This is a genomic window from Pseudomonas sp. R5-89-07, from assembly GCF_003851685.1.
Lineage (GTDB): Bacteria > Pseudomonadota > Gammaproteobacteria > Pseudomonadales > Pseudomonadaceae > Aquipseudomonas.
The window spans coordinates 950,785-965,117 of record NZ_CP027727.1 but is presented as its reverse complement, the minus strand read 5'-3'; the positions used below and the strand labels follow the sequence as shown (position 1 = coordinate 965,117).

General features: G+C 54.9%; 17 protein-coding genes. All 17 read left to right on the top strand.

Going from position 1 to position 14,333, the window contains the following annotated elements:
• Positions 1-879 precede the first annotated feature (879 nt).
• Positions 880-1,179 (top strand): hypothetical protein, encoded by a 300-nt coding sequence (locus tag C4J94_RS04280; protein ID WP_124369588.1) that lies wholly within the window; start codon positions 880-882, stop codon positions 1,177-1,179.
• Positions 1,180-1,482: 303 nt separating this feature from the next.
• Complete coding sequence (locus tag C4J94_RS04275) at positions 1,483-1,734, top strand: hypothetical protein (RefSeq protein WP_008437363.1); 252 nt, start codon at positions 1,483-1,485, stop codon at positions 1,732-1,734.
• 97 nt (positions 1,735-1,831) lie between these two features.
• The gene (locus C4J94_RS04270) at positions 1,832-2,335 is read left to right on the top strand and encodes an STY4534 family ICE replication protein (protein WP_124369587.1); all 504 of its coding nucleotides are present in this window, start codon (positions 1,832-1,834) and stop codon (positions 2,333-2,335) included.
• A 96-nt stretch (positions 2,336-2,431) separates the two neighbouring features.
• Complete coding sequence (locus tag C4J94_RS04265; protein WP_124369586.1) at positions 2,432-2,749, top strand: hypothetical protein; 318 nt, start codon at positions 2,432-2,434, stop codon at positions 2,747-2,749.
• A 110-nt stretch (positions 2,750-2,859) separates the two neighbouring features.
• Complete coding sequence (locus C4J94_RS04260) at positions 2,860-3,195, top strand: hypothetical protein (protein WP_082236564.1); 336 nt, start codon at positions 2,860-2,862, stop codon at positions 3,193-3,195.
• A gap of 77 nt (positions 3,196-3,272) precedes the next feature.
• Positions 3,273-3,878, top strand: coding sequence for a DUF3275 family protein (locus C4J94_RS04255; protein WP_124369585.1), 606 nt, complete (start codon positions 3,273-3,275; stop codon positions 3,876-3,878).
• 84 nt (positions 3,879-3,962) lie between these two features.
• Positions 3,963-4,244 carry a hypothetical protein gene (locus C4J94_RS04250; protein ID WP_124369584.1) on the top strand — a complete coding sequence of 94 codons (282 nt, stop codon included), beginning with the start codon at positions 3,963-3,965 and terminating at the stop codon, positions 4,242-4,244.
• 72 nt (positions 4,245-4,316) lie between these two features.
• Positions 4,317-4,922 (top strand): hypothetical protein, encoded by a 606-nt coding sequence (locus C4J94_RS04245; protein ID WP_124385080.1) that lies wholly within the window; start codon positions 4,317-4,319, stop codon positions 4,920-4,922.
• Between the two features lie 15 nt (positions 4,923-4,937).
• Entirely contained in the window at positions 4,938-6,395 is a 1,458-nt protein-coding gene (locus C4J94_RS04240; protein ID WP_124369582.1) for a DUF6094 domain-containing protein, read from the top strand.
• A 103-nt stretch (positions 6,396-6,498) separates the two neighbouring features.
• Positions 6,499-8,739: a DEAD/DEAH box helicase gene (locus C4J94_RS04235; RefSeq protein WP_124385079.1), complete on the top strand. Its 2,241-nt coding sequence runs from the start codon at positions 6,499-6,501 to the stop codon at positions 8,737-8,739.
• A gap of 159 nt (positions 8,740-8,898) precedes the next feature.
• A complete protein-coding gene (locus tag C4J94_RS04230; RefSeq protein WP_124369580.1) occupies positions 8,899-9,615 on the top strand; it encodes a methyl-accepting chemotaxis protein in 717 nt (238 codons plus the stop codon).
• 40 nt (positions 9,616-9,655) lie between these two features.
• Positions 9,656-10,408 carry a TIGR03759 family integrating conjugative element protein gene (locus C4J94_RS04225; protein WP_124372390.1) on the top strand — a complete coding sequence of 251 codons (753 nt, stop codon included), beginning with the start codon at positions 9,656-9,658 and terminating at the stop codon, positions 10,406-10,408.
• Entirely contained in the window at positions 10,393-10,950 is a 558-nt protein-coding gene (locus C4J94_RS04220; RefSeq protein ID WP_008437382.1) for a lytic transglycosylase, read from the top strand. The genes C4J94_RS04225 and C4J94_RS04220 overlap by 16 nt, the downstream gene beginning before the upstream one ends.
• On the top strand, positions 10,947-11,450 hold the full coding sequence (locus tag C4J94_RS04215) for an integrating conjugative element protein (RefSeq protein WP_124369579.1): 504 nt from the start codon (positions 10,947-10,949) through the stop codon (positions 11,448-11,450). The genes C4J94_RS04220 and C4J94_RS04215 overlap by 4 nt, the downstream gene beginning before the upstream one ends.
• Positions 11,451-11,457: 7 nt before the next feature.
• Positions 11,458-11,742 carry a hypothetical protein gene (locus C4J94_RS27550; protein ID WP_164485553.1) on the top strand — a complete coding sequence of 95 codons (285 nt, stop codon included), beginning with the start codon at positions 11,458-11,460 and terminating at the stop codon, positions 11,740-11,742.
• Entirely contained in the window at positions 11,702-12,106 is a 405-nt protein-coding gene (locus C4J94_RS04210) for an HNH endonuclease (protein WP_124369578.1), read from the top strand. Before C4J94_RS27550 ends, C4J94_RS04210 begins: the two co-directional genes overlap by 41 nt.
• 10 nt (positions 12,107-12,116) lie before the next feature.
• Positions 12,117-14,333 (top strand): type IV conjugative transfer system coupling protein TraD, encoded by a 2,217-nt coding sequence (gene traD / locus C4J94_RS04205; protein WP_124385078.1) that lies wholly within the window; start codon positions 12,117-12,119, stop codon positions 14,331-14,333.

Here is a 14,333-nt window from a genome sequence, read left to right as displayed (position 1 = left end):
AACATAATGCTCGCAACAACGTTTCCACCCCGTTGGCTACTGGCGGTCATCAGTAGCGCCCGGTGATACGGCTTGCCTTATCACCAACCCCAAAGCACGCATAGCTCCGGGAAGGGCGTGCGGACCTGGTTCAGAGCTCTCCCTGTGTCTCCCTGTTCAAGCCAGACACGCAGCCGTCTAACTCGTGAATTGCGAGTTCAAAGGCACATAGGGCTCTGTTGAGGTTCGAAGCACCGTAGTCTTAGGGCCACACTGGTGTTGTGGCCCACACTTTTTAAAGCTTACACAATAGGTAGCCTGATCATCTTGCAAAGGATGATCAGGCTACCTATTGGTAGCTGCTTTTCCTTGCCGGTGGCCCGCCGGCGAAACGCAGGGCTCCCTTTGTGCGCGGATGCGTGCCTTATGTTTGCTGGCCTCAGCCACGATAATCGGCCAGGTGTAGGAAGTGAGACGTTCAGATCACAGCCCAGGGATCGATAACGCCTTCATCCCACACAGGTGGTATTTTTTTCTGAAAGACGCTTCTTACTACATCCGAGAGTGACTGTTGACCCAGCTACTCTCGGTAGCTTCTCCTGTCGACATGAACCTGCTTCGCCCTCCCCGAAATTTCCCTCCCCGCTTGACACATCACCCTCTCCCCTTCGATGATATGAACGTGCTTTGCTGACGTCGTCAGCATCATGCCCAGGCAGTCAGGATCTTGAAGACTGCGACACGATTTTCGTGTCAGATCCGCCCAAGGCCGCTGAGCTTCTGGTAGCGCGGTCGGTCGACAATCGTCGATAGAAGCACCTTATGCAACTCACCTCGCGGGGAATCACTTCCCCGACAGGGTCAGTGGGTTCTCCGCATTCAACCTGCAGGAGAATCACCATGTCCAAACTTGCTTATGGCTTCGGTTTCGCGGTTGGCACCATCACGCGTCAGTTTCTGCGTGCGGTGAAGAAAACCAGCGCTGCACCCATAGCTATCCATACCAAAGCAGCTCCGTTGCTTCCACCGCCTTGCGTACCTGAGCGTCTCGTACGTGAGATGGATCATGTACCGGCAATAACTCGCAAAGGTGTCGACCTGAACCTTTGGTACGCGGCTAACACTCGAGTGGTCGAAAAGCCTGCTCGGAAATCGCGTAAGAAGCCAGCTGCACGCTCGTTGGCGCCAGCAACTTGCTAAGTCTGCGCCCTTCGCCTCTGTAGGGAGCCTTCCCAACGGGAAGGTTTCCTTAGAGTATTCACAGTAGGGGCTTGACAAGCGACAATCGTATTTCCATGATCTACACATGTATCGCTGACGTTGTCAGCAACATGCCCAAGTAGTCTGGATCCGCAAGACTACGATGCGGTTTTCCGCATTGATCCATTCCCAAGATCGCCATAGCTTCCGGTAGCGCGATCAGTCGACTTAGTCGATGGAAGCACCTTTCCCACCCATGACGGGCCTACCCGTCAGGGCAGGCCTCTCACTTTTGGAGGTCTGATGAAAACTGAACTGGCTCTCTACCAGGCGTTGATTTCTATTAACGTCCCGGAACAGAAGGCAAATGCTGTTATTGAAGCTTTGGAGACCGACATGCTTTCACGTTTGGCTACCAAGGCAGATTTAACTGCTCTTGCTGCAGAGTTCAAATCTGAGATTTCACAGCTTGAAGTCAAGCTCACCATTCGCATGGGCGTCATGTTGTCTGCAGCTGTCGGTGTAATGATTGCTGCAATGAAGCTGATGCATTAAACAACCTTAAACTCCACCCACCCTCGCGGGGAATACTTTTCCCCCCTAGGGCGAAGTGTTTCTCCGCTTTCTGTTATTTCGAAACTGGAGAATCACCATGAGCACTAATCAATCCAACGAAGCAAAATTCTTCGACCTTCACACCACTGGTATCGGTTATCTCAACCGTATCCGTGAAGTGAAACCTCGCGGCAAAGGTAAGCCATTCATGGCAGTTACCGTTGCGGCACTGCGCGGCTCGATGGATGATGCCGAGTATTCCTATATCGACTGCAACGTGGTCGGCGCTGAAGCTGAAAAGCTGATTCGTCGCAGCCAAGCAGCCGTTGAAGCCGGAAAGAAGGTCCTTGTGAGCTTCCGAATCGGTGATATCTGGACCGACGCATTTACCTACGAAAAAGGCGATAAAAAAGGTCAACCTGGAGCAAGCCTCAAGGGACGCCTGTTGTTTATCGGCTGGATCAAGGTGGATGGGGTAACTGTCTATGAAGCCAAACCGAAAGACTCTGCTGAGCCCCTTCCTGCCCAGGATGGTGCTGCTGGAGATGATTCGGATGACGCCCATGGACAACCAGAACCTGAACAACGTCAATCTGCATGATTGAAATCATGGCGCCCCCTGGGCGCCTTTCAATATTCGTACCGAAGGGAACGCCTCCCTTCGGGATTGGTGATTTCCGAACTCTGGAGATAAACCATGATGATGAATCCTCAACGACTGCCGCTGCTGACCGAAATTGGTCTTTTAGCTGCTCAAGCTAGTGTTTACAGCGAGCTGGATAAACTACTTCCGAGCAACCCGGCGCTCGATCCCGATGACGACCCGCGCTACACCCTTACTTCTGACCTTTGGTTAGAAGTTCTGGATGGCGTTATCTCATTGGCAAAGATGGACCATCGAGATGAATTCACTCCCAAAAACAGCCCACTGTTATCGGAGTACGGACTTCTCAAGGAATATCGAAGAGCTCGTTGGGAGTTGGAAGATGAGATCAACCACCCCGAGTATTACTAAATCGCCAACTGGCATTAGCTGACTCTCACACTGACTCTACAACAGCATAACCACCCAACGGGAAACCATCTCCCGAACGGGCCAGGTGGTTTTCGCACCTGGAGATAAACATGCAAACCACCACTAACCTCGTGTCGTCTGACCTGCTCAAGCTCCCGGTCGTTTTAACACCCCGGGCCTGGCAGGAAGCGGTGCATATTGAAAACCCACAGGATGCAAGTGTTGTCAGTGAGCGACTGGGCGATGTTGTCCTGGAGGCCTATCGAGAACTGCATTTGCAACCTGACAGCACACAGATCCATTTCGGCCTCTATCGTTTATTGCCTGCCGGCAATAACACCGATCGAGTCTGGCTGGACCTAAAACTTGACCGCATAGAATCACCGCCAGGCGTTTTCTATCTGTACATCTCACTCAAGGAAGAAACTCATACTTCTTGCCCATAATCCTTCGACATTCACAGCAATACCCAAAGCCCGACATCTGTCGGGCTTTTTTCATTCGTAGCAGTGTGGAGCTGCCCATGATCAACATCCCCGGCCAACTGGCCATCCGTACCATCAGTGGCCGCAATGGCGAATTCAACGTCGGACGGCTCTCGACCTCTATCGGTGAGTTCGTGATCAAAGACGCACTCCTTGATCAGTACGATGAAGGAAAATACCGAGGCGACTTTCTGATAACGGAGATCCGTCCTTCGTATTACTCCACAGCAGGTCGCCTGGTCGTTGAGATCCGTGCAAAGCTGGAAAGCATGAGCCTCGACGACGTGGACAATCTGACACCAGAAGACGCCGCCAGGCTCTCGCCAAACGAGCCTGACCCTATGGATGAAGAGTCTTCCTCCAACCTCTCCAAGCCAGTGCAGCGGAATAATCCGCCCGCAGTACCGGCCTCCAATAAACAGGTATCAAAAGAGGAAGCCCCGTTTGGGATGACCCCGACCGGCGGAACCAACGACCTCGAGGCAGATGCCGAGTTGTTCGGCACAATCTGGCCTCTAAGCGATACAGTCAGGCTGGACACAACTGTTGATCGTCAGCAACTACGCCAACAGTGCAGTCGGCTCTCTGAGCTCGGCTATGTACACAACTTCAAACTGCAGGTATGGAATATCTCCAATACCTGACGAAGCCCGCGATACGCCAAGCCAATCGGCATAACCCATGAGGGGCTCCCTCCTGGGCGCTCCTCGACTCAGCAGGAGCAGCACATGAATCCAATCTTCAATAACCTGACCCAAGAAATCCTTGAAAACATCGAAGATCAGCTCGCCAATAACGAGGTGTCGACGAATGAGGAGCTTTGGGACTTCTTCGTAGAGGAGCTCGAAATGACGGCAGAACAAGCCGATGCCGCCGTTGCCCTTCGCCCCAAATACCTGGGGCAAATTTTTCTCACTGGGCACAGCCCTCTATTTCAAGACGAGACGGTCTCGTTTGACCCGAACGATAAAACGTTCAAATCGGACAACCTGCTGTTTCCCAAGCAATAACACTTACTGCTAACACCCCCGAGGGGCTCACCGCCCCTCCGGGCGGGTTCCCCCTCCATTATGGAGGTTCCCATGCCCAGCCCTACCCCGCTCTTCCCAATCGAGGAGTGCAATGATCTTTTCGTCGACGCTTGCGCGTGTGACGAACAACGCAACCTGGTGTTCCTCTCTGCATGGGGTCGAGACACGGCGCTGCAGGAGTTCCTGGCCAGGCTGACCCTCGGCACGACAGAAGATGGTCTAAGCCAGTTTCACATCGTTGTAGATGGCCAAAGTCTTCCTGTTTTCCCCAACATCGATCTGTTGGAGAAGCGCACCACGCGACAAATGCGCGGTACGTTATTCGGCAGCTTGATTCACCTCTGGTTGTTTGACCGACGCTGCGTACAGCCGGATCGGGCCAACCACTTCGCCTACGCCCTTCTTGAGAACGGGCAGTCACCTCATCAACGGCTTTGGCCGTTGATACAGGACACCTGTCCATTACCGCTACTGCCTCATTGGCAGGAGCAGGTAATGGGGTTGCTCACCCAACACGACATGCTGCAGCTGTTACCTGGAACGTTCGGTGCTGTTGCGGCATGGCGTTTGTCGTTGCAACTCGACGTTCTCGAAACAGCCCTAGGCGAGCTCATTCGCCAGGGGCAGCTCTCAACCCACGCTCAGTTTGAGCATTGACCCAGGAGCCTCAACATGGCTTTGATGTTCCCACGATTGGCGCGCAACTTCGCTCGCAATGGCTACTACCCCACTGACGAAACGACGCTGGAACTCACCCTACAAGCGTTGGCACCATCCCCAAGCGGGAAGATGCGGATCTTCGATCCCTGTGCAGGTGAAGGCGTTGCCTTAGCTGAAGCTGCTCATGCACTCGGGCGTGACCGCGTTGAGACCTATGCAGTCGAGTATGACCAGGAGCGTGCCAAACACAGCAAGACACTGCTGGATTGCGTGCTGCACAGCGACTTGATGGACACCATGATCAGCCGCCAGGCCTTCGGCTTGCTCTGGCTCAACCCGCCCTACGGTGACCTGGTCGCTGACCATGCAGGTGCATCTCAGTACCAAGGTAACGGCCGTCGGCGCCTGGAGAAGTTGTTCTATCAACGGACGCTACCACTGCTGCAGTACGGGGGAGTCTTGGTGCTGATTGTTCCGCACTACGTGCTGGACGATGAGCTGTGTGGTTGGCTATGCAATCACTTTACTGAACTGCGGATCTACAAAGCCGCTGATCCAACCTTTAAACAGGTAGTGATCTTCGGTATACGAATCCGCCGGCAGGACCTCGCTCGAGCGCAAGAGGTCAAAAACGTACGCGCACGCCTTCAGGCGATCGGTGCCGGCACATTGAGCGCGGAAGCGTTACCAACCAGTTGGCCATGGGAGCCCTACAGGGTTCTCCCGGCATCCAACGAGCTGGAACACTTCTACCGTATCAGCCTTGAACCTGAACAGCTCAGCGAAGAAATCAAAAGACTTCGTGGCATGTGGCCTGACTTCACACTGCACTTTGGTCAAAGCGGCGCTCAGCCACGACCTCCCGTGAGGGAGCTGTCGCGCTGGCACTTGGCGTTGGCATTGGCTGCCGGTGCAATTTCCGGCGTAGTGAAATCCAAAACCGGCCGAGTATTGGTGCTCAAAGGCGATACCTACAAAGATAAGGTCCGCAAGACCGAGTTCACCGAGGATCAGGACGGCAACGTGTCCGAGGTAAGGATCCTGACTGATCGTTTTGTGCCCATCATTCGGGCATGGGACATGACGCCAGGCTCTGCCAACGAAGGCCGCGTGATCACCATCAGTTCATCGGCGGATACGCCGCATGAACCTGATGAGGCGCTGACACAACCAACACTGACCCCACCACCACGAGTGACATTTGAACCTGGCCGCTTAGTGCTGACCCAGTCAGTGCACCACCTGGTGGAGCATGGACAACTCGATCCAAGCACTTACTTGCGACGGCATTTCTCCGGTGACTGGGGGGAACTGCCCAATGAAGACTGGAGCAGTAACCAACAGGCTCTGACCTCCGGGGATCGATTGTTCTCCTGTTATGACATATGCGCCGGCGATGAGACCCGGCTCTGGATCATCACCGAAGCTGACCGCAGTTCAACAACCGTGTTGCTGCCATCGGACTACTGACCCACCACGCCACTTGGCCATCCGTTAACCAACCCGCAGGGTATTCACCATACCCGTCGGGGTGTCGTGCATGCCCTGTTTCGTTCCTATTGGAGAAACACTCATGAACGACCTATCCAAAGTCTCTGTATCGCCCTTGGCCATCGGCCTGACTGAGTTCATCGACGAATTCGGTGATGAATTACTGGACTCCCTCAACCGCTCTAACCCACCGGTCTATTCCGGCAACCTCAACGAAGCCCATCAACGGGTTATGAGCGAACTCAAACGCCAGCCTTTCCCTGCTCAAGCTGACGTAGTGCAGGCCGTTGCGGCTTTATTGCTAGACCGGAACGAGCAGGCTGCCGTTATCAATGCAGAAATGGGCACTGGGAAAACCATGATGGCCATCGCAGTAGCGGCTGTCATGCACAGTGCGGGCTACCGCCGCACTTTGGTTGTTTCTCCTCCACACCTGGTCTACAAATGGCGACGGGAGATACTCGAAACCATCCCAGACGCACGCGTGTGGGTTCTCAACGGACCCGATACGCTGGTTAAGCTGATCAAGCTACGTGACCAACTGGGGGATCCTTACGATGGCCGCAAAGAGTTCTTCATTCTCGGACGCGTGCGAATGCGCATGGGGTATCACTGGCGTACGGTATGTTGGCCACGTCGTGCCAGCGGCGGATACAACTTCGCAGGATGCCCCGACTGCGGACGCCTTCTGGAGGACTTAGAAGGCAACCGGGTCACTGTCGAAGAGTTTCACCGAGAGGAACGCCGTCGGAGCTGCCCTCATTGCCAAGGACAACTCTGGACGCTGATGCGCCCGGGCAAAGCCGAAAACGGAACTCGTCGTGCGACCATACTAAAATCGATGTGTCGGATTCCGACTATCGGTCCAGTACGTGCGGACCGATTGCTGAATGACTTCGGGGAGGACTTCCTCGCCTCTATGCTGATCGACAACGTTAGCGAATTCATCAACCTGATGGACGCCCAAGGCAATTTCATCTTCAGCGACCGCCAAGCCAAACGCATGGAGCGCGCCATGGCCAACATTGAGTTTGGCTTTGGCGAGGGCGGTTACCAACCCACCGAGTTCATCAAGCGCTACCTACCAGACGGATATTTCGACCTGCTGGTGGTGGACGAAGGACATGAATACAAAAACAGTGGCTCGGCCCAGGGCCAAGCCATGGGTGTATTGGCAGCGAAAGCACGTAAAACCGTGCTGCTGACCGGCACCCTCATGGGTGGCTATGCCGATGATCTGTTCTACCTCCTGTTCCGAATACTTACCCGGCGAATGATCGAGGACGGTTACAAACCAAACGCGCGCGGAAGTATGGCTCCGGCCGCGATGTCATTCATGCGCGACCACGGCGTATTGAAGGACATTTACACCGAGCGGGACAACGTGTCACACAAAACAGCCAAGGGAAAAAAACTCTCGGTGCGCACGGTGAAAGCCCCAGGCTTCGGCCCAAAAGGCATTCACCGCTTTGTGTTGCCGTTCACCGTGTTTCTGAAACTCAAAGATATCGGTGGCAACGTCTTGCCGACGTACCAGGAGGAATTTATCGACATCAGCATGTCTACAGAACAAGCGTCGGTGTATCAGCAGCTGGCAGGAAAACTGACGCAGGAACTTCGCCAGGCACTGGCCCGTCGAGACACTACCTTGCTAGGGGTAGTGCTCAACGTGCTGTTGGCATGGCCTGACTGCTGCTTTCGACCGGAGATCGTTAAGCACCCTCGTAGCAAAAATACCTTGGCGTTCGTTCCCTCGGTCTTTGCAGATGAACAAATAATGCCGAAGGAGAAAGCACTGCTCGACCTCTGCCTCACGGAAAAAGCCAAAGGCCGAAAGGTTCTGGCTTATACCGTGTACAGCGGCACTCGTGACACCACCTCTCGCCTGAAACGACTGCTGGAGCAATCTTGTTTGAAAGTAGCGGTCCTGAGGGCGTCAGTAGATACCGCCAGGCGCGAGGATTGGATCCTCGACCAGGTAGACAGAGGTGTCGACGTACTGATCACTAACCCGGAGCTGGTCAAGACCGGGTTGGATTTGCTCGATTTTCCGACCATTGCGTTCCTGCAGACGGGGTACAACGTATACACCTTGCAACAGGCAGCTCGACGGTCATGGCGGATTGGGCAAAAGCAGCCGGTGCGGGTTGTTTTTTTTGGCTATGCCGGCAGCTCTCAGATTACTTGCCTGCAGTTGATGGCCAAGAAAATCGCCGTGGCTCAAAGCACGTCGGGAGATGTGCCAGATTCTGGTCTCGACTCGCTGAACCAAGATGGTGATTCAGTTGAAATGACACTTGCAAGGCAGCTCATTGCTTCATAGTTTGACGGCCACCTTCGGGTGGCCATTTTTTTATAACGATCCCAATTTACCAGCAACCAACTCGACACTTCAAAAACCATGCGTCCTGGAAAACCTATTTCCTGATGCACCTAAGAGACCGGTTTGAGAGGGTGTATTCGCTTTTGCGCGAGGACGCCCATGAACCTACCACGCCCTACTCGAACCACAGCGATACTCAGTCTGTGCCTTGCATTATTGGCAGGCATTCTGGGTTATGAGCATCATCAACTCTCCCAACTCAGCAACAGCTTGGCTGCGACTGCAGACAAAGAGTCGCTCGATGCGTTGTTGACGCGGCTGGGCAAAGTCGATGAGCGACTGGACACGGTAGCCGGCAACCACCTGGTGACCAATGAGGACTTCCGGGCCGGGCAGCAGGCTTTATCGAATCGAATTGATGCCGCACAAGCGTATGCAAAGCAAGCGACGGAGTCAGCGCAAGAAATCTCTCAAAATGCTGCGTCTGCTGGTGAATTGGTAGTCCTCAAAGCCAGCGTCGAAACACTCGATAGCCGTCTTCAAGAACTCAGTCAGTCACGAATCAAACAAACCACTGCTGTTCCCCTCAAGCCCAAGCCTAAGCCCGTTGCCCGCCAAACAAAGCGGCCAACACCGCCCGCTACCACCACTGTCACACCGCAAACACCCCCTTTTACCGTTGTCGGTATCGAGTATCGCGGCGGTGAACGCTTTTTGTCCGTAGCACCGCCTGGCAGCACGCAGTTGAATCAAATTTACCTTATCCGACCTGGTGACGCTGTGGCGGGCACCGCCTGGCGACTCAACGCGCTGGACGGAAGATCCGCACGCTTTGACGTGGCCGGAACACCTCAAACCGTAACCGTCGCGCAATAGGACCTCCTTTATGCACTCCCCTACCACTTCCTCGAAAACAATGAAGCCCAGGAACATTTTGGGTTTCATTGCAGGCTTGGCCACCTTCGCGTTTGCATACGGCTGTCATGCGGCTTCAGGGCAATCAACGTCGATCTCGAACACTCAGAACAGTGAAGTTCACAACTCTTCTCAAGGAGCCAGTCAGACAGAAATCGCCCGCGAGTGGGGATTAACCCCCCAAGAATGGTCCCGCTTTCAAACTGTGATGGAGGGTCCTCGCGGAATCTATTCGCCAGGCCTGGATCCTCTGACAGCACTTGGCATCGAAGCGAAGTCGGAGGAGGAGCGCCGACGCTATGCAGAGCTGCAGGTGCGAGCCGAGCGACAGCGTATCGATAAGGAACTGGCGTACCAAAGGGCCTATGACCAAGCCTTCGCACGTCTTTACCCCAATGAAAAAGTCATCCAACTATCGTCCAACCCTGCATCTGCTCCAGGCTCGGGAGCGGTAACTGCTGTGAAAGGCACTGGACGACTAGCCGTTTTTGTTCAAGACAGTTGCAACGCATGTATTGACCGCGTCAAAGACTTACAAAACCATAAACAGTCCTTTGATCTGTACTTCGTTGGTAGTCAAGGTGATGACGAAATAATTCGCCGCTGGGCCATCTTGGCCGGAGTCGAACCGGCCAGCGTGCGAAGCCGACAGATCACACTGAACCACGATGCCGGTCGATGGCTTGGCCTTGGACTCGGCGGTGAACTGCCGGCCGTGGTACGCGAGGTGAATGGACAATGGCAGCGTCTGTAATTCGCGCGGCTTTAACGGGGGGGCTACTGCTCACCGCGGCATTTGCTAACGGTGCCGAGGTTCCGCCACCGGCCTATCAGTTGATTGCCCTGCCTGCCGGCGTTCCGTCCGAGGTGCTGTACTCCGTTGCACTGCAAGAGAGTGGCACCCGACTTCGCGGCCAGATCGTCCCCTGGCCCTGGACGTTGAATGTCGCCGGCGCCGGATATCGCTTTGCGACACGCAGCGATGCTTGCAGAGCGTTGATGATCGCCCTTCAGACCGCAGGCCCAAATAGAGTCGACGTCGGTCTTGGACAAACCAACATCGGTGCCAACGGCCACCGTTATAGCTATCCCTGCGAAGGGCTGGATCCGTACAAAAACCTCTCGGTTACGGCCCAGATCCTGGCTGAACAAAAAGCCAAAGGAGGCGATTGGATCACCGCTGCTGGCCGGTACCACCGCCCTGCCGGAGGTGAACCCGCTGCCCGCTACCGACGAGCTTTTGCCAAACACCTCAGCCGGGTCACCGGTATCAACCTGATGGCGAATAATCCATGAATAGATTGCTGCATCTGCCTGTTTTGCTGTGTTTGGCCTCCCCCATAGCGGTGCATGCCACCTCGCTGATTGTTGTTGAAGACCGAGGGGGTGTTTCCGCTCTGCCCTACTACCAGGACCTGGCTCCAGAACCTACCGAGCAGTCAGCACAGTCAGAGAATATTGGTGTGCGTGGGCAAGGCTCGTTTCCAGTGCGCTCTGACCAACTGACACCCGGGCAGGTACAGGGCCGGGTAATCAATGCTCCAGGCCTGCAACCATTGTTTCTTGTAGGCGACGATGAAAGCTCCAGAAAGTGGTTATCTCAGCGCCGCGATCAGTTACAGCAACTGCAGGCAGTTGGCCTAGTGGTTAACGTGGCCAGCGCCGAGCGGTTTGCCGAAATCCAACGATGGGCAGGAAATCTACAGTTGGTCCCGGCACCATCAAATGATCTGGCACAGCGCCTGGGAATTCAGCATTACCCGCTGTTGATCACTGCCACAACGATCCAGCAGTAACCAGGGTATGGCCTCTCTTACGCACATCACCTTGGTCATCAAGCAACCGGATGACCCACGCGCAGGCCAGCTGCTTTTTGAACAGGTCACCTATGTCGCCAAGCTCTATGGCGGCACCGTCATCGCTCGCGTACCTGGTGACGAGGTGGAGCTATGTCAGCGGCTGAAAGAACGCCTGCCTGAGGCAGTTGAGCAAGCGAGGCAAGAGTTGGCCAATTCATCATCACGCATCAAAGGAGGAGCTAGGTCCCATGAAGCTGACCAAGAAGCAACGCTGCGAGCTTCACGCTAAATTCGCAGGCCATTGCGCATACTGCGGTGTGCTGTTGGGTGACCGGTGGCATGCGGACCACAAGGAAGCAGTATGGCGAGAACCTGAAAGGGTGAACGGCAAGTACACCGGTGCCATCATTTTGGGGCTGCCAGAGAACCACGTCATCAGCAACATGATGCCCGCGTGCGTGCCGTGTAACTTGAGCAAGGCAGCGATGCCACTGGAGGTCTGGCGAGAGCGCATTGCTGGACACGTCAACTCCCTCAACAGCTACCACCCCATATACCGCCTGGCCAAGTCCTATGGGCTGATCGCTGAGACGGGCAGGCCTGTCGTTTTCCATTTCGAAACAGTGGGGCCACTGCCCCCCTTTCACTCATAGGAAGTGATCCATGGCGACCTCCTACACCATTGAGTCGTTACTACGCCCTGCCGTCGAGCTGTACACAGTTTGCGTATGTGCCACTGCGGCATTGCTTTGTATTTTCGCGCCATGGGCGGTTGCTCTGACGCCCTTATTCGGCATGGTTGCCGGTGCAGGCTTTCTGGGTCTAGGGTTCGTCCGCCTGAAACAGGCGTTAGTGGTGCTGCGTTACCGACGCAATATTCGGCGCTTACCCCACTACACCATGACCAGCAAAGACATGCCGGTCAGCAATGAGCGGCTATTCATCGGTAAAGGCTTTCGCTGGACCCAAAAGCATACTCAGCGGTTGATGGAGACCTACCTACCAAAATACGCCGAGTATGTCGAGCCCACCTCTATCTATACCTTTGCTCGCAGAATTGAGGAGCGTTTGGAGTTCGCGCCCTTTCCACTCAAATTGCTGTCAAAGGCTACCTCATGGGATGTGCCATTTAACCCGGCGCGTCCACTTCCTCCTGTCGGGGGGCTACCGCGCTTACACGGTATAGAGCCGAACGAAGCGGATGTCAGCCTGCCACTGGGTGAGCGGGTTGGACACTCCCTTGTATTGGGGACTACTCGTGTTGGAAAAACCCGCCTGGCAGAGTTGTTTATCACCCAAGACATCAGGCGTACCCGCCGTAGCCCCCGGCGCCGCGTTCATATGGGGCGCCGCGTGCAACCCGTTCATCGAAGCCAGCGCAATGTAGAAATGAACCTGGACCGCGAGGTGGTAATTGTCTTCGATCCTAAAGGCGATGCAGACCTCCTGAAGCGCATGTACATCGAATGCAAGCGCGCAAACCGACTGGAGGAGTTCTACGTGTTCCACCTAGGCTGGCCCGATCACTCCGCGCGCTACAACGCCGTCGGCCGGTTTGGTCGGATCTCGGAGGTTGCAACCCGCATTGCCGGCCAACTTTCGGGGGAAGGCAATTCCGCGGCATTCCGGGAATTCGCCTGGCGTTTCGTCAACATCATCGCGCGCGCCCTCGTGGCACTGGGACGTCGGCCGGACTATGAACAGATCCTCAAGCATGTGACAAACATTGACGCGCTGTTCATCGAGTATGCGCAGAAGCACTTTGCTGAAAATGATCCCAAAGCTTGGCAAACCATCGTTGAGCTGGAAGGAAAAATCGATCGTAAGAACCTCAGTTTCGCCATGAAGGACCGACCGCTACGCGTGGTGGCCCTGGACATGTACCTCACTCAGCAACGCATCTCCGACCCAGTGATGGAGGGTCTGCGATCAGCTGTACGCTATGACAAAACCTATTTCGACAAGATCGTGGCCAGCCTTCTGCCATTGCTGGAAAAACTGACCACAGGCCGGATTGCAGAGCTGCTATCTCCCGACTACATGGATCTTGAGGATCCACGCCCAATCTTTGACTGGATGCAGATCATCCGCAAACGGGCAGTGGTCTATGTCGGCCTGGACGCTTTATCTGATACAGAGGTGGCTGCAGCGGTGGGCAACTCGATGTTCAGCGACCTGGTGTCAGTTGCGGGCCACATCTATAAGTTTGGCATCGATGATGGCTTGCCCAGGGCGACCGGCGGCAAGGTCGCAATTAACGTGCATGCGGACGAATTCAACGAATTGATGGGCGATGAATTCATACCGATGATTAACAAAGGCGGTGGTGCCGGCATGCAGGTCACGGCCTACACCCAAACCATGAGCGATATTGAGGCAAAAATCGGTAACCGGGCTAAAGCTGGGCAAGTCATCGGTAACTTCAACAACCTGTTCATGTTACGTGTACGTGAGACTGCAACCGCCGAGCTGTTGACCAACCAGTTGCCAAAGGTCCAGGTGTTTACCAGTACACCAGCGAGCAGTGCAAATGACGCTATTAACGGCAACACCGCTTTCACCTCTAACACCCACGATCAGATCCAAAGTGTCAGCGTACCGATGATCGAACCTGCGCATGTGGTTGCCCTACCCAAGGGGCAATGCTTTGCCCTGATAGAGGGCGGGAATTTGTGGAAGATTCGTATGCCGTTGCCGGCAAGCGATCCCGATGAAGTGATGCCCAAGGATCTTCAGGCCTTGGTTGAGGGCATGCGTAAAGGATCCGGAACCAGCAGCGACTGGTGGCAAGCTCCGGGATATCACGCATTAAGTGAGTCGCTTCCTGATGACTTGGTAGACGACTTCCGCCAGATGGCCAATAACGGAAAAGCCGCATAG